At 33.6% G+C, this 22550-nt stretch carries 20 protein-coding genes; 7 read left to right on the forward strand and 13 right to left on the reverse strand.

All coding sequences use genetic code 11. The features are described from left to right. Positions 1 to 22: 22 nt before the first annotated feature. From GQR94_RS04960 to GQR94_RS04975, 4 genes are all read right to left on the reverse strand, one after another. Positions 23 to 907 carry a hypothetical protein gene (locus tag GQR94_RS04960; protein ID WP_158974433.1) on the reverse strand — a complete coding sequence of 295 codons (885 nt, stop codon included), beginning with the start codon at positions 905 to 907 and terminating at the stop codon, positions 23 to 25. A 169-nt stretch (positions 908 to 1076) separates the two neighbouring features. Further along, on the reverse strand, positions 1077 to 1955 hold the full coding sequence (locus tag GQR94_RS04965) for a hypothetical protein (RefSeq protein WP_370458273.1): 879 nt from the start codon (positions 1953 to 1955) through the stop codon (positions 1077 to 1079). Positions 1956 to 1985: 30 nt separating this feature from the next. After that, on the reverse strand, positions 1986 to 2882 hold the full coding sequence (locus GQR94_RS04970) for a hypothetical protein (protein ID WP_158974435.1): 897 nt from the start codon (positions 2880 to 2882) through the stop codon (positions 1986 to 1988). Positions 2883 to 3052: 170 nt separating this feature from the next. Then, positions 3053 to 4969 (reverse strand): ABC-F family ATP-binding cassette domain-containing protein, encoded by a 1917-nt coding sequence (locus GQR94_RS04975; RefSeq protein ID WP_158974436.1) that lies wholly within the window; start codon positions 4967 to 4969, stop codon positions 3053 to 3055. Positions 4970 to 5060: 91 nt separating this feature from the next. Between GQR94_RS04975 and GQR94_RS04980 the strand changes: the two genes are divergently transcribed. Continuing rightward, the gene (locus tag GQR94_RS04980; RefSeq protein WP_158974437.1) at positions 5061 to 5465 is read left to right on the forward strand and encodes a DUF983 domain-containing protein; all 405 of its coding nucleotides are present in this window, start codon (positions 5061 to 5063) and stop codon (positions 5463 to 5465) included. A gap of 5 nt (positions 5466 to 5470) precedes the next feature. On the opposite strand, the gene GQR94_RS04985 is transcribed toward GQR94_RS04980, so the two are convergent. From GQR94_RS04985 to GQR94_RS05025, 9 genes are all read right to left on the reverse strand, one after another. Further along, positions 5471 to 6529 carry an FAD-binding oxidoreductase gene (locus GQR94_RS04985; RefSeq protein ID WP_199271537.1) on the reverse strand — a complete coding sequence of 353 codons (1059 nt, stop codon included), beginning with the start codon at positions 6527 to 6529 and terminating at the stop codon, positions 5471 to 5473. 86 nt (positions 6530 to 6615) lie between these two features. Next, on the reverse strand, positions 6616 to 7518 hold the full coding sequence (gldN, locus tag GQR94_RS04990; protein ID WP_158974439.1) for a gliding motility protein GldN: 903 nt from the start codon (positions 7516 to 7518) through the stop codon (positions 6616 to 6618). A gap of 103 nt (positions 7519 to 7621) precedes the next feature. Beyond that, positions 7622 to 9181: a gliding motility protein GldM gene (gene gldM / locus GQR94_RS04995; protein WP_158974440.1), complete on the reverse strand. Its 1560-nt coding sequence runs from the start codon at positions 9179 to 9181 to the stop codon at positions 7622 to 7624. Positions 9182 to 9238: 57 nt separating this feature from the next. After that, positions 9239 to 9892, reverse strand: coding sequence for a gliding motility protein GldL (gene gldL, locus GQR94_RS05000; RefSeq protein WP_158974441.1), 654 nt, complete (start codon positions 9890 to 9892; stop codon positions 9239 to 9241). A 78-nt stretch (positions 9893 to 9970) separates the two neighbouring features. Then, entirely contained in the window at positions 9971 to 11338 is a 1368-nt protein-coding gene (gldK, locus tag GQR94_RS05005) for a gliding motility lipoprotein GldK (RefSeq protein WP_158974442.1), read from the reverse strand. A gap of 115 nt (positions 11339 to 11453) precedes the next feature. Beyond that, on the reverse strand, positions 11454 to 12611 hold the full coding sequence (locus GQR94_RS05010; RefSeq protein ID WP_158974443.1) for a formimidoylglutamase: 1158 nt from the start codon (positions 12609 to 12611) through the stop codon (positions 11454 to 11456). Positions 12612 to 12735: 124 nt separating this feature from the next. Next, complete coding sequence (gene topA, locus GQR94_RS05015) at positions 12736 to 15246, reverse strand: type I DNA topoisomerase (RefSeq protein WP_158974444.1); 2511 nt, start codon at positions 15244 to 15246, stop codon at positions 12736 to 12738. Positions 15247 to 15398: 152 nt separating this feature from the next. After that, complete coding sequence (locus GQR94_RS05020; protein WP_233268640.1) at positions 15399 to 16400, reverse strand: LVIVD repeat-containing protein; 1002 nt, start codon at positions 16398 to 16400, stop codon at positions 15399 to 15401. A 301-nt stretch (positions 16401 to 16701) separates the two neighbouring features. Beyond that, entirely contained in the window at positions 16702 to 17370 is a 669-nt protein-coding gene (locus GQR94_RS05025; protein ID WP_158974445.1) for a class I SAM-dependent methyltransferase, read from the reverse strand. Positions 17371 to 17520: 150 nt separating this feature from the next. Here GQR94_RS05025 and miaB point away from each other — a divergent pair, with 150 nt between their 5' ends. The 6 genes from miaB to groES all read left to right on the forward strand — a co-directional run bounded on the left by miaB (position 17521) and on the right by groES (position 22490). Next, positions 17521 to 18963 carry a tRNA (N6-isopentenyl adenosine(37)-C2)-methylthiotransferase MiaB gene (gene miaB, locus GQR94_RS05030; RefSeq protein WP_158974446.1) on the forward strand — a complete coding sequence of 481 codons (1443 nt, stop codon included), beginning with the start codon at positions 17521 to 17523 and terminating at the stop codon, positions 18961 to 18963. 9 nt (positions 18964 to 18972) lie between these two features. After that, positions 18973 to 20244 carry a sigma-54-dependent Fis family transcriptional regulator gene (locus GQR94_RS05035; RefSeq protein ID WP_158974447.1) on the forward strand — a complete coding sequence of 424 codons (1272 nt, stop codon included), beginning with the start codon at positions 18973 to 18975 and terminating at the stop codon, positions 20242 to 20244. Continuing rightward, positions 20244 to 20792 carry an LptE family protein gene (locus GQR94_RS05040; protein ID WP_158974448.1) on the forward strand — a complete coding sequence of 183 codons (549 nt, stop codon included), beginning with the start codon at positions 20244 to 20246 and terminating at the stop codon, positions 20790 to 20792. The genes GQR94_RS05035 and GQR94_RS05040 overlap by 1 nt, the downstream gene beginning before the upstream one ends. Positions 20793 to 20796: 4 nt before the next feature. Then, entirely contained in the window at positions 20797 to 21732 is a 936-nt protein-coding gene (locus GQR94_RS05045) for a hypothetical protein (protein WP_158974449.1), read from the forward strand. Continuing rightward, entirely contained in the window at positions 21729 to 22064 is a 336-nt protein-coding gene (secG, locus tag GQR94_RS05050; RefSeq protein ID WP_158974450.1) for a preprotein translocase subunit SecG, read from the forward strand. Before GQR94_RS05045 ends, secG begins: the two co-directional genes overlap by 4 nt. Before the next feature lie 147 nt (positions 22065 to 22211). Next, positions 22212 to 22490 carry a co-chaperone GroES gene (gene groES, locus GQR94_RS05055; RefSeq protein ID WP_024478973.1) on the forward strand — a complete coding sequence of 93 codons (279 nt, stop codon included), beginning with the start codon at positions 22212 to 22214 and terminating at the stop codon, positions 22488 to 22490. The last annotated feature ends 60 nt before the right edge of the window (positions 22491 to 22550 follow it).

The following is a 22550-nucleotide window of genomic DNA, read 5'->3' on the forward strand; positions in this document are numbered from 1 at the left end:
AATAATTCTTTATTTTTTTATCTTATTCTAATTTCAACAGCTGTGTTTTAGAATTTACGACAGGTACAAGTTCTACTTCTAATAGTTCCGCACCTTTCTGAAACCCAATACTATCTGTATTTAACGTAATTAACAGCGCTCTATTCAGATTTCTTAAACCCTCAAAAGAATTAAAATTATTCCCTTGAAGCTGTAAGTATTTTAAATCTCCTAAACCTTCTAAACCGTTAGGAACAGGGCCATTAAATTTATTATAAGCTAAAGTAAGTTCATATAAGTTGGGAAGTTTGTTAAAATTTAGCGCGATGACACCACTTAATTTATTACCAAACAATCCTAAAACCTCTAAATTACTTAAACCCTCAAATGATAAGGGAATAGTGCCTTCTAGATAATTGCCTGAAAGATTTATCACTTTAAGACTCTTAATGGTACCAAGACTCTCTGGAATTGGCCCTATAAAAGCGTTATTGTATAAAGAGAGAATTTCTAAATTTTGCAAGGAACCAAATTCAGCAGGGATCTGATTTTTAAAATTATTCATTTCAAGACTAATTTCCTTTAATTCTCGAAGACTTAAAATCTCTTTTGGAAAATTACCACTCAAGTTATTTAATGATAAATTTAAAACTTCTAGCTTTTCTAATGCTGAAATTTCTTTAGGTAGGCAACCCGACAAATTATTCCTTCCTAGCTCTATTGACACTACATGATTGTCTCTGATTTTTACTCCATACCAATAGTCTACTGGTTCTGAAAGATTCCATGGTACGTTCCAATGAGTGCCTTTGGTTGTGGTAAACAATGATAATAATGCGTTCTTTTCATCTTCAGGAATTTGTGCTTTCAAGATGAAGCAATACGAACACAAGAAAACAAATAATAACTGTTTGTTTATTGGTCTCATGATTTGGTCAATACATTTAAACGATAGGTTGGTTGTAAAATTCCTTTCATTTATGGTTTATAAAATAGGTTACGTTCTACTAATAACGCAAAATCTATATATTTATGATAAATGTATAAAAAAAGAGGTACTATACAGTACCTCTTTTATATAACTTAATGTATTAAACCTAATTATCGGTATCATCTTCAAATTTGGTATCTGCCATTCTTGTTGTATATTTTTTAATGTCTTTGAAATCCATAGTGGTTTCAATTTTTTCTTCATCAAAATCAAACACCAATAGGCTATTTCCTTTAAAAGTATTGATGTCTTCAAAAGAATCGAATCCATTATTTTGTATTTGAAAAATTTCTAAGCTAGCCAATTGCCCTACTTCTTTAGGTATTGCGCCTTTTAAATGATTATTGGCTAATACTAATTCTTTTAATTTTACCAAATTCCCTAATTCTGATGGCATCGCACCCTCTAAACCATTTTCAAATAAACCAAGAGATTCTAGTTGATCTAACTTGCCTAAAGAAGAAGGTATCGCTCCTTTAAAGTTATTACTAGATAAATTTAATGTTTTTAGCATTTTCAATGCTCCAATACTATTCGGTATTTCACCAGATAAAAAATTATTGAAAGCCGTTAATTCTTGCAAAGCAGTCATATTTCCTAAATTTTCGGGTAAAGAACCTTTCAATCTATTCATTTCCAGCTTTAAAATCACGAGGTTTTGTAAACCACTAATTTCAGATGGCAGTTCTCCTGTCAATTGATTGAAGGCTAAATTTAGTACCATTAAATTTTTCAATTCACCGATACTCGAAGGTAAAACTCCTTTCAAATTGTTATGAAATAAATTAAGCTTTACAACCCTATCATTCTTTACAGTAATCCCATACCAAGTACTTACAGGGGTGTTTAAATCCCATGAATTGTTCCACTCTTCCCCATCAGTCTGGGTATACAAATCAATCAAGGCTTCTTTTTCCGCTGTAGAAATTTCAGCATAGGAATTAAAGCTTATAAGCCCTGCAATCATCAAAAATGTTTTTATCATCCTTTTCATATTTATGATATTTAAACTTAATTAATTTTCTTCATCATCTTCAAACTTCGTTTTCACAGTACGCGTATTCGAGTCTAAATAAAGGTCTTTCAAATCTCTTTTATTATACGATGTATTTGTATTTCCATCAAAATCAAAAACCACCAAGCTTGTCTCTACTGAAGCGATATCTTCAGAAAACCTTATATCAAAGTTATTTTTCTGGATTTGCAATACTTCTAAGTTTTGCATTTTTAAAATTTCGGACGGAAATTTATTAGAAAAATAATTATCTGCAATTATCAATGTTTTTAAGCCTTGTAAAGTACTTATATTTTCAGGAATGTCTCCCCTTAATTTATTTTCCGAAAGCTCTAAACGCTCTAATTTTGATAAGTTGCTAATAGATACCGGAAGCTCTCCTTCTAATTGATTATTAGAAAGTGATACTACTTTTAAATTTTCTAAAGAACCTATATTTTCAGGTAAATTCCCTGACATGTTATTATTGAAGAGATCTAAATGCACTAATTTTTTCAGCGCTCCTATTTCATTAGAAATAGTTCCTTGCAACTTATTTTTACCTAATCGCAACACTTCTAAATTAGTGAGTTGAAACAACCCTTCAGGCAAACTCCCCTCTACATTGTTAAAAGCTAAATTTAGTATTCTTAAGTTTTGAAAATTTCCTATACTCGCTGGAAGACTTCCCGATAGATTGTTATTAAATAACGTAATCGCAGTTACATGATTATTCTCTATAAGTACACCAGACCATTTGGATACGTTTTTAGACAAATCCCAAGAAACTTTCCAATGCTCACCATTGGTACTTTCATATAAATCTATAAGTGCTTTTTTTTCTGCTTTAGGAATGGCAAATGCTGCCGTTGTAAAAAACAAAATTACCAATAAGGATCTCCAAATTTTTATGGTCATACGTTAGATTTAAAAACGTATTCTCGTAACAACTATAAGAATACTCCTACAAATTTAGGATATTATGTCATACACCGCCTAAGAATTCGATGAACGACATATAAATCTTCCATTTACGTTGTGAAAACACGATAATGTGTAGTAAATGGAAGTTAAGCTGCATGTATACTTTAAGAAAATTCTTCTAATTTTATGGTAATGTCTTCCCACTGCTCCATTAATTCTTTTAATGTCTTCTTCTTTTTCTCGTAAGAATTAAAGAAATCTGGTTTTGCAATAGTAGCATCATAGTGGTTTACTAAGTCTTTGTCTATTTGTTTTATTTCCTTTTCTAATTTCGAAATATTACTTTCAACAGTACTTAGTTTATTGTTAAGTGATTTAAGCTTTTTTTGATCTTCATAGCTCACTTCTTTTTTTACGGTCTTTTTTTCCTTTTTAGAAACTTTGACCTGCTTTTTTTCAATTTCTCTAAAATCTTCAACCTTTCGCTGTTCTAAGTAAAAATCTATATCACCTAAATACTCTTTAATAGCACCATCTTTAAACTCATACACATTACTCGTAAGTCCTTGTAAAAAATCTCTATCGTGCGAAACTAGAATTAGAGTTCCTTCAAAACTCTGAAGGGCTTGCTTTAAAACATTTTTAGATTTTATATCTAAGTGGTTGGTCGGCTCATCCATCACCAACACATTAAAAGGCTGTAATAACATTTTAGCAAGCGCTAAGCGGTTTCTTTCACCTCCTGATAACACTTTCACATATTTATCAACCTCATCACCTCTAAAGAGAAAAGAACCCAAGATATCACGAACCTTACTCCTATTGGTTTCATTAGCTGCATCAATCATAGTATTTAGAATAGTTTTGTTCCCATCTAAATATTCTGCCTGATTTTGAGCGAAATACCCTATTTGCACATTATGCCCTAGTTTAAGATGCCCTTGATGCTCAAGATCTCCAACAATAATTTTAGCTAAAGTTGATTTCCCTTGTCCGTTTTGCCCAACGAAAGCTGTTTTAATATCACGCTCTATGAGTAAATCGATATTATTAAGCACTTCTTTTTCACCATAGTGCTTTGATAAATCTTCAATTTCTATCACAACCCTTCCTGGAACAACAGAGATTGGAAATTTTAAATTCATCACACTATTATCATCCTCATCTACTTCAATACGGTCTAGCTTATCTAATTTTTTTATTAAAGATTGTGCCATTGTTGCTTTAGAGGCCTTAGCTCTAAACTTCTCAATTAACTTCTCCGTCTGTTGTATTTGCTTTTCCTGATTTCTTTGTGCACTTAATTGTTGTTCTTGTATTTCTTTACGAAGCACTAAAAACTCTGAATACGGCTTATTATAATCGTAAATCCTTCCTAAAGAAATCTCTATAGTTCTGTTGGTAACATTATCTAAGAACATTTTATCATGCGATACAATGGCCACGGCACTTGAACTACCTCTTAAAAATTGTTCTAGCCAAATAATAGACTCAATATCTAAGTGGTTGGTAGGCTCATCTAAAAGCAAAACATCGTTATTTTGAAGTAATAATTTTGCCAACTCGATACGCATACGCCATCCACCAGAAAATGTATCGGTATGTTTATTAAAATCTTCTCGCTTAAAACCTAAGCCTTGTAATATTTTTTCTGTTTCGCCTTGGTAGTTATATCCCCCTAGAATCTCATAATGATGGGTAATATCACTCAAATCCTCAATAAGCTTGGTATACCCATCACTTTCGTAATCGGTACGTTCTGCCAATTGCTGATTGGTATACTCCAATTGCTTTTCTAAGGCTATAATTTCTTCAAATGCTTGATAGGCTTCTTCTAAAACTGTTCTCCCTTGTTCAAAATCTAAATCTTGCTTTAAAAAACCAATACGAACTTCTTTATCTGAAGCGATAATACCAGTATCTGGTTGCATTTCTTTAGACAACAGTTTTAATAAGGTAGATTTTCCTGCCCCGTTTTTACCAATTAGGCCAACTCTATCACCAGTATTTAATCGAAATGAAATTTCCTCAAATAAATATTCGCCAGCGAATGAAACAGAAAGATTATGAATATTAAGCATTTATAGTTTTTATTTTTCTTTGTTAGTTTTTTGTGACTTTAGTTACATAAGAAGACTCCCTAAAATCTTATTTTTGCTAAAACTTTTGCAAATGTTAAAAAAAGGAAACAAACTCTACAGTATTTTAACAGGAACTTGTCCCAAATGCCAAAATGAAAGCATGTATATGGACAAAAACCCGTTTCATCTGACCAAAATTTTCAAAATGCACGAGCGTTGTTCCCATTGTGGTACTAAATATAAAATAGAACCTTCTTTTTTTTATGGTGCAATGTATGTAAGTTATGCGGTTGGAATTGCTTTTGCTGTAGCAGCTTTTGTTATTACATTTTTATTTATTGGTACTGGTTTAAAAACTAGTTTTTTTGCGATTACAGGTACTCTAATTGTATTCATGCCTATTATTATGCGTTTATCCCGTAATATTTGGATCAATATGTTTATTAGTTATGATCCCAAGGCCGTTGAAAAGTACACTAAAAAGGTATCCCCGTAGTTATACTATTTTTTTTTGTAATATTTTTTAGTAAAACGAGAGATATCCATCTCAGAATCTATAGCCTCATTGTGCTCTATAAATTGATATAAAGATGCTGCTGCTGTTGGGCCAATCAATACCCCTCTAGACCCAAAACCATTTAAAATAAATAATTTTGTCTCAGTTGGGTGTTGCCCAACTAAAGGTCTTCGGTCTGCAACCGTTGGCCTTATTCCCGCAACATGGTCTACTACCTCATAGTCACAGTTTAAAAAAGTATTTAGTTTCTCTAAAAGCTCAAGCTTAGATTCTTCTGTAGGCAAATTGGTTTTATCCTTCCATTTATACGTTGCCCCCACCCTATACAGATCGGCACCCATAGGAATAACAAAAACCGAAGATTTTATCACTTTTTCTTCTTTTAGTTCTGGAGCTTTTATGGTGAGCAACTCCCCTTTGGTACCATTTAATGGTAGATAATTAAAAAATGGATTGTCTTGCATGCCAAAACCTGTAGCGAAGATAACTCTCCTAGCAGGTACACCCTTATACACAACATGATCTTCTTTTAGTTCAAGACAAGCGTAATCAAAAGTTTCTTGCGTTAATAATTCATTCTTGAGAAGATACTTTTCATAATTTACCAATAATACCTTAGTTGCTATTCTTCCGGTATGGAGTACTTCTCCATAACCAAAAGGAGCATCAATACTTTTATTTTCGTTTTTTTGAATTTTAGTAGATAAAAAATAATTAAGCTGTGGTTTATCTGAAGCCTCAAACCACATGTTTTGTTCCTCTATAGATGCAAATCTTCGCAATACCGGAACTTTAAAATCTAATTGAACTTGAAGCTTTTCTGATAATTTATCATAGAAAGGCAATGCCTTTTCTAATTGTTCTTTTGCATTCCAAGCCAAGGTAAAACGTTTTAAAATTACAGGGTTATACATACCACCTGCAACAACGGACGATGTTTGCGATTTATCTGCGATGACCCGGTAGCTACGCTTATGTTCTTCTAGTTGTTCGCAAAATGAAATACCCGCCAGCCCAAGGCCTACGATTAAATAATCTATCATAGCGCAAAGGTAGCTAATTGGCATAAAAAAAAGCCTTAACCAATGGCTAAGACTTTCTTGTTTTATATTGAATTGGAATTTTTAAATTAGTAACTCCACATATCCTGTTCCTTATCTCTAATTGTTTCTTTAATACGATTAGATTCTAGCAATTGGAATAAAGAGTTATCAGAAATATAATCTTTAATGGCACGATCACCATATACATTATCTTCTTTATAAATTGTAGCATTAAATCTTCTTGCATTTAACAACATATCAAAAGATATAGGTTGCGCAGAGTTTCTTTGATTAAATACTTTGGCTTCATGAAGAATTTGCCTTGCACTTGGGTACCATACCCAAAATAACGCAACCTTATTCTCTTCTTGATCCATAGATTCATCATCGATAAAGTTAACATCTGGAGCTCTTGGAGCAATACCTAAAAGTCTGTATTTTAATTCACCTTGACGTTTATCAAAATACCAAATACCTTTAATTAAATACTCTTCTAAATCTGCTGCTGCTAAATCTCTTCTGTTAACGTATTCTGGAGACACTTGCTCACCTGCATTATATTGCTCGTAACCATAATCGGTCGTATCAACTTTTTGCATGGTAGCTTGTAAGTCTGAGAATTCTCTTTTTTCAGTAAAATAAGAATCTGCGTAGATATCTTTAATTTTACCGTTTTTAATGTTTTTAATTAAAACATCATACAAAGATCTTCTATCAGAACCAATATCTACAGTATCAACTGGATAGTATAACGGAAAGTTAACTCTCTCATCTAAATCAATAACTTCCCATACTGTTTTTGACCATAGAATATCTCTATCATCAACATAACCATATTGCAGAGGAGCGTCATTATCAATCTCTATTTGAGCTTCAGTTTTCTTACCTATCTCTTCGGGTTTTTTGGCATTTAATATATTTGCCTGAGCCACCATTGATATTGGTAATAAAGTTACCGCACCAATTAATAAAACATTTTTCCAATTCATTTTTAAAAATTTATTTGTTTTTACACCTTTACTGAAATTCGTTATAAGTTGTTTAAAAACTACGTCCTTATAAACTTATAACGCTTTTCAATAAATTTTATTACTAGTTTGTAAGTTCAACCACTACTGGTGATACTTTTTTCAACCTGTAAGACTTGTTATTTGTTATATAAGCTTCAATATCAAATATCTGAACAGCATCTCCACGACCAGCTCTTTTCAAAGCAGATTTAGCAGCACCATTTAATTTGTTACCTCTAACTACTACAGTAGGCTGACCTGGAACTTTAAATTTGAACCCACTTACAGCAAGATTTAAATCGAAATCGAAATCTTCTAATAATGCACCAACAGTAGATATTTCTAAGTTCGTTCTAGGCATTTTAGCTGAGTTAGTTTCTCCTCTAATAGATCCATTAGGTCTTGGAATATCTTTAATTCTGAATTTAGCTGGTGTATTTATTCTTGAACCATCTGGTAACACACCAGAAGCCATAATAGTTACTTCTCTACCAGTACTAGGATTCATCACATATTGACTACCAGATCTCTTAGATAATCCAGGAGCAGAAGCATTAACTTTGTTATCAGGAATACCTGGTATAGAGATGGTCATTGGGTTAGCAACACCACGATACACAACATTCATTTTGTCTGCTGCAATTAATGCCGCATTTGGCTTAGAAATTGTTGCGAATGAATTATTTACTTCTACAGGAACTTCCGTACCATCTTGCATAAAGAAAATTGTACCTGCAACTACGTGATCTCCAGGATTACCAGTATTAATTAACATTTTAACGCCTCCAGCTTCAAGCTTGTAATCTGTATCCGCTGTCAACTTTTTACCATCAAGAGTTAATTCTGCTCTAACAGGTGTAGAAGAGTTATCTGTTTTACTAATGATAATTTTACCATCATATTTTTCTCCAGCATAAAAAGCAGATTTAGATCCGAAAAGAGAAGTTTTAAAGTTTGTTAAAGAAACTTGATCTGTTAAGTTACCTTCTAACATAGATTTTAAAGCATCTTCTTCTGTTGACTTAATATCAGCTTGTAACGCTGTGATTTTAGTTAAAGAAGCAATTAAAGGAAAGCCTTCATAATGGTAATTTAACCAATCTTGCTTTGTTTTATCTTTCTTTTCTACTTTACCATTAGCATCACCAGTTTCAAATCTAGCAATAACCGATGATTTTAATTTCGCTGGCACTAATACAGAAACTTTAGTACGGTAGTCTTCAATTTTTTTCATGAATTCTTTACCGCCTGCTGCTAAATTATCTCCTGCGAAGAATTTTTGATCTAAAAAGTCAGATTTATCCATTACTTGGTAATCTTTTGGATCTTCAACACCTTTAGTCATACCTTCTTTAAGAGCTTCTAAATAATCATAATACTCTTGAGATAATTTTTGTACTGTTTGTGCTTTTTTGAAATCTTCAGCATATTTAGCTGCATCTTCCGAAGCCTTTGTTTCAAGACCTTCTAAGAATGCTAAATTATTATCTGATGTTTTCTGGTTAGAAACTTCCATCTTCTCATTCATAAGACCGAATGCCGCTAGAACTTCTTTACTCATATTCAGGGCTAACATACAAATGAACACTAAGTACATTAAGTTAACCATTTTCTGACGTGGTGACTGTTTTCCTCCTGCCATGTTTTTTTCTAATTAAATTTTAGTTAATTTTTGGGGTTTGATTATTACTAAAACTAATTAGTTTCTTGTCATTGCAGATAACATACCTCCGTATACTCCGTTAAGAGACGATAAGTTTGTAGATAACGATGCCATTTGATCTTTTAAAGCAGTAGAGTTCTGAACAACTTCTTCATTGATTGAAGCTTGTTTGCTAGCACTTTCTAACTGTACTTTATATAAACTATTTAATGATTCCATTTGAGAAGCAGCTTGCACCATTTCATCAGAATACTTACGAGTAGATTCCATAGCATCTACTGTAGGAGCGATACCTTTAGCAGCACCTTCAAAATTTCTAATGCTAGTTCCTAAGCTTTCCATTAAGCTTGCATCTACACCAGCTTCTTTTAATAAATCATCTAATTTTTTAGATAAAGAAGCTTCTGATTCTTGTACTTCAGCAGCAACACTATTTGCTTTTGCAACACCTTCACCACCTACTAATTCAGGATACACTAATGCCCAATCATATTCGTCATCTAAAGGCTCAAATGCACTAATGGCAAAAATAAGCGCCTCTGTAATAAGACCGATTGCAAGTAGAATACCACCATTCAATGGTCCTAATTCCCAGTGTAAAATTTTGAATAATGCACCTATAATAACGATTGATGCTCCAAGCCCATAGGCCATGTTAAATAATTTCTTTGTTGCTTTTGACTGTGCCATAATTTTAATTTAATTTCAGGTTAATGTTAATAATAACGATTTGGTTTAATTTAATTCGACTTTATGTATAAACTTGTATTACTTATTTAAGGGTTTGTTTTCTTCAACGCCCATGTAATCTTGTACTGTTCTAAATCCGATATAACTACGTGCTGAATCTTGGTATTCGTAATCTCTGGTACTTACCTGTAGGAAATAAGCAACATCTTTCCAAGATCCTCCACGGATAACTTTTCTTGCATTTTGTGATGAACCAGCATTTGGGTTCATTGTTGAAACATACTCGTAAGAGTTAGGATCATAACTAGAATCTGTCCATTCAGATACGTTACCCGCCATGTTATATAAGTTATAATCATTAGGCTCAAAAGATTTTGCTTCTACTGTATACAAAGCTGTATCTGCTGCATAATCTCCTCGCTGCGGTTTAAAGTTTGCCATAAAACAACCTGTGTCGCTTATAACATATGGACCACCCCATGGGTATGTCCCACTTTCAATACCACCTCTTGCAGCATATTCCCATTCTGCTTCTGTTGGCAATCTAAATTGATTTACAAACTGAGCTCCTTTAGATTTTTGATCATCGTTCTTAAGCTTAGTTCTCCAGTTACAAAACGCTTTAGCTTGCTTCCAACTCACTCCTACTACAGGGTATTCACTGTAGGCATCATGCCAAAAGTAATCGTTATGCATTGGTTCGTTATACGAGTATTCAAAATCTCTAATCCAAACTGTTGTATCAGGATATATTTCTAATTCTTCTTGTTTAATGAAGTCTTTTCTACTGCCTTTACCCTTTGCACGTGCAGCAGCTTCAATATCCATCCAAGAATATTTATACTTCAATTGTGTAACGTCTATAGTACGTTCTCCATTATAAGCTTCCTCTTCAGAAATATATAATTTGTCCATTACCTCAACATAGTATTCATCTGGGTATTCCGAAGTATCCCAAACTAAATCTTGATCAAGGTTTAACCCTCTACCTTCATATCCGGTATCACCCATTCCTGAGTAATTATCAAGCATATACTTGTCATAAGATGATAACTTAGTGGTATCTGCATCTTTAAATGCATAGTCACCAATGCCTCCATCATCTGGACCTAAACCTAATTCATCTGCTAGGATAGCCAGTTTAGTTCTTACGATAGAGTCTCGTACCCACTCAACAAATTGTCGGTATTCGCTGTTCGTAATTTCTGTGTCGTCCATATAGAAAGAGCGTACAGTAACTGTTTTGGTTGGCGCGTTGAGAACTTTAGCCTGATCTTCTTCACTCTTCCCCATAATATAGGATCCCTGAGGGATCAATTCCATACCATGAGGCTTTTCTGGATACCATTTTTTTCCTTGGACTCCAACTAGTTCTCCTTTTGTTTTAGACCCACAACTGCTGAGTAAAACAACAAACGCTATAGATGATAACAATAGCTTCTTCATACTTAGGTTAAATTTCGATTAAGACTGTAAATTAAAAACACTTTTATTATTCTCTAAAACTACGTTTTAATTAAAATATTGTGTCAATGTGTATTATCCTTTACTTTTTTTTATTTTAATTAAAGCCCTTTTTATAAGCTTTAAACCATCGCTCAGGAATAATTTGATTGCAAGCATCAAAATAGTCCTGCTCCATGCAAGATAATAACGCTGGTATATTTGATTTATTATGTGCCGTTAAAATTGTTGGCACCTCTACCCACCATCTATTCGTAAGATTACTTTTATGAAATATTAAATCTTCATCATCCGTAGGCACTATAAACTTTGTAAAGTCCTCACTTTTCACAAAAGGAGATTCCTTCACTCTATAATTATGACCTTCAATAAAATACCAAATAATTTGTGCTGTAAGCTGATAAGACTGTGGTGTATTTTCTCCTTCATAGACTCCAAAAATAGTTACCTTATCACTAATACCTGCATAACGAGCAATTGCACAAATTTCTTTTCCATTAAAACCATTGGGTGAAAAATTCTCAGACATAGAGATTTCACTAGCTTTAATTGCGCGTAAATCTACGCTCACAATATTGGCATTACGTAATATAGGCTCTGCTAATGTAATGTTAGCTGAGATTTCTCCTAAACGATAAGCATCAAAGAAAAGATGTTCCATTAAATCTATTTCTTCTTGCGCGCAAAAATAACTTTGATAGCCTATATTAGAAAAATTAAATAGATTGTTTGGCTTATCTGTTATAATCTTACTCATATAAGAGTGTGATGAAATAAGCTCATCAGCATCTCCAAAATCAAAACGACTATCTACCGCCACTAAGTTTACCATACTCCGTAAACCATCAAAAGCTCTATATGCAGGATAGGTAATATCTTGTGTTGCACCAATGATTATGGCGATTACATCTTCTTCAAGAAGCCCTGCTACAATTTCTTTGACAACAAAATAGGTATCTGCAACGGCTTCTCCCTGGTTAATATCTCCTAAATCTACTATGGTACTATCCCAGTTACCAATCATCAATTTATAAAGTTGACGACGAACTTCAAACAACTCTAGGTCTTCGGATTTCTTTTCAAAGGCATTTCTAGATTCATTGACTCCAATAATTGCAAAGGAAGCATTAGCGAGCACGGGCAACCCATTTCGCTGTGTGTGCTTATGAATTTTATTCCCTAATGCTTGTGCCGGAAGTAATTTACAAGATGCTACTAATTTATCATCAACAGGAACTAAAAAATCAAATGCCATTAAAAATTGAATGTTTTGAGGATTACTATAAACTTATTGACTCAAATATAATACACCTTCTTGAATTGGCGCAATAAAAGTACGTTTCAAGAAGGTGTATTGGTAAAAAATTATAAATGTATATTTATTTTGCCTTTTTCTTTGGCGCAGCTTTTTTCTTTGGTGCAGCTTTTGCCTTTTTCTTCGGCGTTTTCTTTTCTATCATAGCTTTTGCTTGCTCAAGAGTAATTTTAGTAGCATCAACTTCTTTTGATAATTCTACTTTTATTTTCCCCTTAAGCACATTATGCCTACCCCAACGTGCTTTTTCTACACGAATGCCTTCTTCTTTCCAATCATGTATAACCTTATCAATCTCCTTCTGTTTCTTTGTTTCGATAAGTTCAATAATATCATCATTAGACAAATTATCAAAATCATATTTTTTATTGACATTGATAAACATTCCGTCCCACTTTATAAAGGGACCAAAGCGACCTGTACCTTTGGTCACCTCTTTATCTTCATAATGAGCTACGGGAGCATCTGCTTTTTCTTTTGCTATAATAAGTTCTACTGCTCTTTCAAAAACTACATCAAAAGCACTTTCTCCTTTATCTAATGAAATAAATTTCTCTCCGAATTTTACATAAGGACCAAATCTACCCACGTTTGCTAAAACTTCTTGTCCTTTGTACTCTCCTAGTGTTCTAGGTAGGGTAAAAAGTTCCATAGCTTCATCAAATGTTATGGTGTTTAAAGATTGTTCCGGCAATAAACTAGCGAATACTGGCTTTTCTTCTTCTTCAGATGATCCAATTTGAACCATAGGACCAAAGCGACCTAAGCGCACCAATACTTGTCTTCCAGATTTTGGATCTGTACCTAAAATACGTTCTCCACTAGCCCTGTCCGCATTCTCTTCTACATCAATTACTTTAGGGTGAAAATCTTTATAAAAGTTCTTCATCACTTTTTTCCAATCCTCTTTCCCTTCCGCTATTTCATCAAAATCTTCTTCTACTTTAGCGGTGAAATTATACTCCATAATTCCAGAAAAGTGACTTACTAAAAAGTCCGTAACAATCATACCAATATCTGTTGGTACTAATTTTCCTTTATCAGATCCTACGTTTTCTGTTAGATTGTTCGTTGCTACAGCGTTGTTTTCAAGAACTAACTGCACATACTTACGCTCTACACCTTCGATAGTTCCTTTTTCGACATAGCCTCTATTTTGAACTGTAGAAATTGTTGGCGCATAGGTAGATGGTCTACCAATACCTAATTCCTCTAACTTCTTAACTAAAGATGCTTCTGTAAAACGATATGGAGGTCTGCTAAAACGTTCTGTAGCAGTAATATAATTATTAGTCAATGCCTCCCCTTTTTTCATTGCAGGAAGCATTCCTTCTTGCTCTTCAGATGCATCTTCATCATCAACATCTTCCATATAAACTTTAAGGAAACCATCAAATTTAATAACCTCTCCGTTTGCAGTGAACTCTTGATTATGACCAGAACAACTAATTTTTACATTAGTTCGCTCTAATTGGGCATCACTCATTTGAGAAGCAAGTGTACGCTTCCAAATAAGTTCATATAATTTTTCTTGATCGCGCTCTAATGAAACGTTTTGAAGTTTCATATCCGTAGGTCTAATAGCCTCATGCGCCTCTTGAGCTCCTTTACTTTTTCCTTTAAAATTACGAGAATTGCTATATTCTTTTCCGTAATTTTCTACAATTGCTTCTTTCGCGGCATCTAGTGCTTCTTTTGATAAGTTTACACTATCCGTTCTCATATAGGTAATTAAACCTGCTTCGTACAAACGTTGTGCTACTTGCATGGTTCTTCCTACTGAAAAATATAATTTACGTGATGCTTCTTGTTGTAAGGTAGATGTAGTAAATGGTGCTGCCGGAGATTTTTTTGCTGGTTTTTTATCTAAACTTGCTACCGCAAATTTACCATTCATATTCTCCTTTAAAAAAGCCTCTGCCTCTTCTTTCGTTGCAAAAGTTTTATTAAGTTTCGCTGAAAATATACTGCCTTCATTTGTTTTAAATTGGGCTGTAATCTTAAAAGATGCCTCTGGAGTAAACCCTTCAATATCTCTTTCACGCTCTACAATTAAACGCACTGCTACAGATTGAACTCTACCCGCAGAAAGACCTGGTTTTATTTTTTTCCATAGGACAGGAGATAGTTCATATCCCACTAGTCTATCTAAAACCCTTCTTGCCTGTTGTGCATTTACAAGATCATAATTAATCTCTCTAGGGTTTTCAATTGCTTTTTGTATTGCAGACTTTGTAATACTATTAAAAACAATACGTTTGGTTTTACTTTTATCTAATTTTAGTTCCTGTTCTAGGTGCCATGAAATAGCTTCCCCTTCTCGATCCTCATCACTTGCTAACCATATAGTGTCTGCTTTCTTCGCTAAATCTTTAAGTTTTTTAACTAAAGCTTCTTTGTCTTTACTTACTATATATTTTGCTTCAAAATCATTTTCAACATCTACTCCTAATTCCTTAGAAGGTAAGTCGGCTATATGACCAAAACTGGATTCTACCTTGAAGTCCTTTCCTAAAAATTTCTCTATTGTTTTTGCTTTTGCAGGAGACTCTACGATTACTAAATTCTTTGCCATTGACTAGTTTTTGGTCTTACAAAAGTATACCAATTTTTTAATTTTACGCTGTATCCTTACTATATAGGTGATATTTAGTATTATAAATGCAACTAAAAACTCTTTTTAGGCGTCCTATATTTAATAAAAAAAAAGAAGGTTTTTATTACCTATTATTGCAAAGAAAGTGTGCTTAGCAAAGCTATAGAACGCTCTTCATATTGATACTGATACAACACGTCATCTCCAACCATTAAAAGGCTATTTTTCAGCGGAATAACATCAAAAGTTATGATGTTTTCAAAGTGATTTAGTGCTTCTAAATTTTCAACATCTGTTTTATCATACACCTTTAATCCTGCCTTCCCGTCACACACAAAAATCAGGTTATCTTTTAAGCCTAAACCATAAGGTTCTTCCATCTCATAAGATTTTAAAAGTGTCGGATTTTTAATATCCTGAATATCGATAACAAACAATCCGCTTTCTGTTGCCCCACAAGAATTTCCTCCACGAAGGGTTACATAAGCATATTTATCATCTACCACTACAGGATCACAAGCAGTACCATGTTGAAATTCTGAAACAAATTGCGGAGTACTAGGGGAAGAAATATCATAGATATACATTCCACTCTTGCTTCCTAAAAATAAATATTGATTGCGATTAAAAATGGTCTCAATATCAAAACCTGCGTAAACATCGTCTAGATCTTTCGGGTTTTCTAAATTTGAAATATCAAAAACATTAATATTATGACTGTCTACTGCATACAAATAATCGTTAACAATTTTAAAGCGGGCTAAAGAACCGCCTTGCCCTACAGATGCGCTATTTGTTACCGCATCTAACATAATACCACCACCAAAACGCTCTTCATATTCTGATATCAGTCTTGGCTCCGATGCTGTCTCCCATCCTATTATAATTTCATTTTCAGAATCTACACCATCATAGTCATAAAAATCGGCCATAGGCCAAATAACATTCCCTCTCAAAACGTCTTCTAATCTATTTACCACTTGAATATTATCAAGATTTGAAATATCAATGATCACTAAGTCCGTCAAACTATCCGCAAACAAATAGTTATCCTTGACAGAAATATCAACATTACCAGGAATTTTTATATATGCTATTCTCTCAGGAGCCTCGGGGTTTTTATTATCAATCACATGAACACCCTGATGCTTGTCATTTATAAAAATATAGTTTTCATACGCATAGATTTTCCCAGATTCCTCTATAAATTGAGGGAGGTAAAACTGTTACTCCGTTTTTAAAATCTTCTTTTGAAATAATCAAAGGCTTCGCAACTATGTAATCTGCATACTTATCATCATCTTTTGGTTTCACAAGAAACAAATCCTATCGTTGAGATAAAAAGTAAGGCTATAAAAAAATATTTCATGAGTTGTTCGTTTTTCAATTGATTATTTATCAGATGCTTAATGATCTAATTGGTTGCGAAAAAAACTAAAAATTCTGATAAACCATAGTCTGAATACTGCTTTCATCATCTAAAACAATTCTCAATAATTCATAAGAAGCAATAGGTTTAAAATTAAAAGGGTGCGCCATAATAGCCACGCCACTTTTTTTCTTTACCCTATTCCCCATACCAGTAACCATATCTATATTTGGCTCATAATCACCATTAGGTATATGTTCTGTTACAATACAATAGGGATAATTCTTAAGTTGAGATAAAAAAGATTGAATCTCTGCATTTGAAAGATGCTGTAATACTTGCCGAACAAAAATACAATCTGCCTTTGGCAAGTCTGCTTCACAAATATCTAAGCACAAAAACTCTAAATTATCATTCTTAAATCTTGCTTTGTTCCTTTCAATTAAGGCTGGGACAATATCTACCGCAAAATATTTCTCAGAAAAGCCTATTAACTGATTTCCAATATTAAAATCGCCACAACCAACATCACAAACAACGAGCGGACTTTCAAAAGACTTTAAAAAAGCAGACACCTCCTTTATATAAGGTTCAGTAATGGCATCTACATGTGAACCATCTCCTGAATAAAAATCAAACTCAGCTCCTCCCCATAAATGATTCTCATAAATTTGATGCATCACATCTTTAGTTGCCCACCGTTTTTTCGGGGATTGATTTTTACTTTTTTTCATTTTAGAACACACTGCTTTTCAAGGAGTAAATTTGATAAATTTAATCTAGACTACAAATTTCACTAATTTTTAACTGCCAATTTGACAGAACACTTCTAAAAATCATATCTTTGCAGTCCTAATAAAACATTCTGTTGATTATCATAGTACATGGAGAAAATTATTAATGAAGAAAACCAAGGTCAACCTGTTGCTCTTGATAAAATTTCTGGAAATGGCCGCAAACTATATATTGAAAGTTACGGGTGCGCCATGAATTTTTCGGATAGTGAGGTTGTTGCTTCTATTCTTGCTAAAGAAGGATTTAATACCACACAAATTTTAGAAGAAGCAGATCTTGTTTTGGTAAACACATGTTCTATTCGAGAAAAAGCAGAACTAACCGTGCGTAAACGTTTGGAGAAATTCAATGCCGTAAAAAAAACTCGCCCTCACATGAAGGTTGGTGTTTTGGGTTGTATGGCCGAACGTTTAAAGAGCAAATTTCTTGAAGAAGAAAAAATAGTAGATATGGTTGTAGGCCCAGATGCCTATAAAGATTTACCTAATCTAATTCAAGAGATTGACGAAGGTAGAGATGCCGTGAATGTTATTTTATCTAAAGAAGAAACTTACGGAGACATTAGTCCTGTTCGTTTACAAAGTAATGGCGTTAGTGCATTTGTTTCTATTACCAGAGGTTGCGACAATATGTGTACCTTTTGTGTGGTACCTTTTACTCGCGGGCGTGAACGGAGCCGCGAACCACAATCTATTCTAAAAGAAATTCAAGACCTTCACGATAGCAACTTTAAAGAAATTACCCTTTTAGGACAAAACGTAGACAGCTATTTATGGTATGGTGGTGGCTTAAAAAAAGAGTTTGAAAAAGCTTCTGATATGCAAAAAGCAACAGCGGTAAATTTTTCATCGTTACTTGATACCGTTGCCAAGAAATTTCCTAAAATGAGAATTCGCTTTTCTACCTCTAACCCTCAAGATATGACTCTTGATGTTATTGAAACGGTAGCAAAGCATAAAAATATCTGCAATCATATACACCTGCCTGTCCAAAGTGGCAGTAATCGCATTTTAAAAGAAATGAATCGATTACATACCATTGAAGAATACATTACCCTTATTGACAATATCAGAAGAATTTTACCCGATTGTGCTATATCTCAAGATATGATTTCCGGTTTCCCAACAGAAACAGAAGAAGACCACCAAGCTACGCTTGATGTCCTAAAACGCGTTCAATACGACTTTGGATACATGTATTCCTACTCGGAGCGACCAGGAACTATGGCAGCAAGAAAACTAGAAGATAATGTTCCTGAGGAAACAAAAAAGAGACGTCTTGCCGAAATAATAGCAGTACAAAGAGAAAACGGGCATATTAAAACTAGAGAACATTTAGGTAAGATTGAAGAAGTTTTAATTGAAGGTTCCTCAAAAAAATCGGATCAAGATTGGATGGGAAGAAATTCTCAGAATGCCGTTGTAATTTTCGCAAAAGAAAATTATAATATAGGCGATTTAGTACGCGTAAAAATAACAGATTGCACCTCAGCAACTTTACTTGGTGAGGCTATTGAACTAGCAGATAATTAAGATTTTAACATGGAATCAGTACAAGCAACAAAACAGCGATTTGAAATCATTGGTAACGATTTAAAACTTAATCGTGCCATAGAAAAGGCAATTCAAGTGGCTCCAACAGATATTTCAGTATTGGTAACTGGTGAAAGTGGTGTTGGTAAAGAAGCTATTCCAAAAATCATCCATTCATTATCACACAGGAAACATGCAAAATATATTGCGGTTAACTGTGGTGCCATACCTGAAGGAACTATTGATAGTGAACTTTTTGGTCATGAAAAAGGGGCTTTCACCGGTGCAACAGCAGCCCGTAGTGGGTATTTTGAAGTTGCCGATGGCGGAACTATTTTCTTAGATGAAGTTGGCGAACTTCCTTTAACTACCCAAGTGCGTTTACTGCGTGTCCTAGAAAATGGCGAATTCTTAAAAGTAGGATCCTCGCAAGTACAAAAAACAAATGTTAGAATTGTAGCCGCAACAAATGTTAATATGTTTGAGGCGATAAAAAAAGAAAAATTTCGTGAAGATTTATATTATCGTTTGAGTACGGTTGAAATTGCATTGCCCCCACTTAGAGAGCGAAAAGAAGATATTCATTTGCTTTTTAGAAAATTTGCTTCAGATTTTGGTCAGAAGTATAAGATGCCAACCATTCGTTTAGAAGATAATGCTGTAGATGTATTATTAAAATACCGTTGGCCTGGAAACATCCGTCAATTACGAAATATTGCAGAACAGACTTCCGTCCTTGAAGAAAACAGAAATATATCGGCAGCAACATTAAGTGGTTATTTGCCAAATTTTGGCGGTTCTAACCTCCCTGCTATAGTAGATAAGCAGAAAAAAGATGGCGATTTTAGTAACGAACGCGAAATACTATACAAAGTATTGTTTGATATGAAGGCCGATTTGAATGATCTTAAGAAACTGACCTTAGAATTACTTAAAAATAACGATAGCGAAGAAGTCCAAAAAGATAACGAAAACCTTATTCGTAAAATATACGGTGGCAAGCATGAAGAGGATTATTCTCATGAGAATGAAGAAGAGAATGAAATGCTTCACCTTCCCGAACCCCAAACGGAAAATCCCTATTCAAAACCTAATGCAGAAGACAAATATCACTTCGCTGAGGAAATTGAAGTAGAGGAAACGCTATCTTTACAAGAAAAAGAGATAGAGTTAATTACAAAATCTTTAGAACGAAACAAAGGTAAAAGAAAAGCCGCCGCTGCTGAATTAGGAATTTCTGAACGCACCTTGTATCGTAAAATAAAGCAGTACGATTTATAATGAGTCAATTAAAACTTAAATCAAATACATTGAAAAAAACAATCTATTTCCTTGCATTAATCTTCACAGCCTTGAGCTTAAATGGATGTGGCGTATACAATTTTACAGGTGGAGATGTTGGAGAAGCAAAAACTTATGAAGTACGTTTATTTCAAAATTATGCCGCTCAAAGCCCCGGATCTACTTTTGAACCAGGCTTAGATCGTGATTTCACAAGAGAATTACAAGATTTAATTTTAAACCAAACAAGCTTAGATTTAGTTTCTTCTGGGGGCGATTTGGTGTATGAGGGAGAGATTACAGAGTTTAGAATTACACCTATGACCGCTACGGCCAATCAGACTTCTGCACAAAACAGATTAACCATGACGGTAACCGTGCGATTTTTTAATAATAAAAAAGAGGATGTAGATTTTGATCAACGCTTCTCTTTCTTTTATGATTACGGAGCAACGACAAGCTATAGCTCTATAAAGTCAACAGCACTAGATGCAATTTTTGAGCGTATTACACAAGATATTTTCAACGCATCATTAGCAGATTGGTAACCCTATGAACGTATCAGACTTCACATATCTTTTGCAACATCCTGAAAAATTGGTTTCACCAGTACAAACCAACCAATTGGATGATATTCTTGATGAATTTCCATATTTTCAAGCTGCGCGTGCCTTGCAATTAAAAGGGCTAAAAAATTTAAATAGCTTTAAATACAATAGCGCTTTAAAAGTAACCGCGGCTTATACCACTGATCGTGATGTTTTATTTGATTTTATTACATCTAAGGAATTTTTACAAAACGGAATTGCAGATCGTATTTCAGGGAGACAAGCACCATTAGAAGAAAAAGAAATTGAGTTTGAAACCATTACTTCTGAAGAAGTTAAAAAACCATTGCTTGACGAAAACGATGAAGACAAAGCACTTCCGCAGAGCGCTAAAGATGCAGATCAGATATTAGACCCTGCTTTATTTGCTTCAAAAGATCCTAATATTGATATTGAGATCGCGGAAGCTAAAAAAAAAGAAGAGGAACTAACGATTGGTGAGCCACTTCCCTTTACAAAAAAAGAAAAATATTCTTTCACAGAATGGATGCAATTAGCATCTAAAAAACCTATTGAAAGAGAAAAAATTGCCTCATTTGACAAAAAAGAGGAAATAACACTAGAAAAAGAACCCCTAAAAACCACTACAAAAAAGGTTTTAAGAAAAAAGAAATTCGATTTAATAGATCAATTTATAGAGAATAAACCTAAAATAATTCCAAAAGAAAAAAATTCTGTTCCAGTACCTATCGATGATCCAATGAAAATTGATAAAACAGAGTTAATGACCGCTACTTTAGCTAAAGTATACCTTGAACAAAAAAAGTATAAAAAAGCTATTCAAGCCTATAAAATTTTAAGTTTGAAATATCCAGAAAAAAGTAGTTTCTTTGCAAGCCAAATAAAATTAGTACAAAAAATACAAAAAGAAAATAAATGAGCACGTTTACAATATTCTTAATCCTTATAATCATTGTGAGTCTTTTATTGATGTTGGTTATAATGGTACAAAACCCAAAGGGTGGAGGCCTATCTTCAAGTTTAGGTGGTGGCGGTAGTCAAGTAGTTGGTGGAGTAAAAAAAACAGGTGACTTTTTAGATAAAAGTACTTGGACTCTTGCAACCATACTTATCGTACTAATTCTTTTATCGAATATTTCTTTGAAAGACAATTACGCACAAGCAGATTCTAAGCTTTTACAAGGCGATGAGATCGAAAATACAGTTCCTGATTCATTACCAGATCCTATTACGACTCCTGATTCAGAATAAACAATACGACACTATATATTTTAAAAATGCCAGCTTGGATGACAAGCTGGCATTTTTTTTTACAAACTGTCAGTTATTAAGCAATGGCATAATTTCTGCCATCCATAACGTAACAAAACTAAAATCAATTTAATAAAATTTAATCATATGGCTAAAGTTAATATTAAACCATTGGCAGATAGAGTTCTTATTGAACCAATGGCAGCTGAAACAAAAACTGCTTCTGGACTTTACATTCCAGATACTGCAAAAGAAAAACCTCAAAAAGGAAAAGTAGTAGCAGTTGGTCCTGGAACCAAAGATGAGCTAGTTACCGTTAAAGTTGGTGATACTGTTCTTTATGGTAAGTATGCAGGTACCGAGCTAAAATTAGAAGGTACTGACTTTTTAATGATGCGTGAAAGCGACATTTTAGCAATTATATAAATTATTTTTTTATTTCCGAATCCTCGGAAATCTTCTAAATTAAATTATACGATTAATTAA

Origin of the sequence: Cellulophaga sp. L1A9 (assembly GCF_009797025.1) — a bacterium.
Taxonomy (GTDB): domain Bacteria; phylum Bacteroidota; class Bacteroidia; order Flavobacteriales; family Flavobacteriaceae; genus Cellulophaga.